2 rRNA genes are annotated in these 556 nt (G+C 52.2%); both read right to left on the reverse strand.

Going from position 1 to position 556, the window contains the following annotated elements:
* Nucleotides 1-106 (reverse strand): 5S ribosomal RNA (rrf, locus tag J3U76_RS13245); the annotation flags it as partial.
* A 130-nt stretch (nt 107-236) separates the two neighbouring features.
* A 23S ribosomal RNA gene (locus tag J3U76_RS13250) occupies nt 237-556 on the reverse strand; the annotation flags it as partial.

The raw sequence follows: 556 nt of genomic DNA on the forward strand, positions 1-556 counted from the left end.
TGACCTACTTTCACATGGCATCTGCCACACTATCATCGGCGCGGCTGCGTTTCACTACTGAGTTCGGCATGGGTTCAGGTGGTTCCACAGCGCTATGGCCGCCAGGCATAAATTGGAATCTGGAAAACTGCGACCGCCATGGAGGGCGGAAGTGCAGAAAATGCAGGAGCAATTTTCTGTTTTTGAAATAATCTTTGTAGTCTCGACCGCAAGGTCTCACACTTCTTGGGTGTTGTATGGTTAAGCCGCACGGGTCATTAGTATTGGTTAGCTCAACGCCTCGCAGCGCTTACACACCCAACCTATCAACGTCTTAGTCTAAAACGGCCCTTCAGAGGGCTTAAAGCCCTTGGGATGACTCATCTTGAGGCTCGCTTCCCGCTTAGATGCTTTCAGCGGTTATCGATTCCGAATGTAGCTACCGGGCAATGCCATTGGCATGACAACCCGAACACCAGGGATTCGTCCACTCCGGTCCTCTCGTACTAGGAGCAGCTCCTCTCAATCATCCAACGCCCACGGCAGATAGGGACCGAACTGTCTCACGACGTTCTGA

The sequence above is a fragment of the Oceanisphaera pacifica genome (assembly GCF_017498065.1).
GTDB lineage: Bacteria > Pseudomonadota > Gammaproteobacteria > Enterobacterales > Aeromonadaceae > Oceanimonas > Oceanimonas pacifica.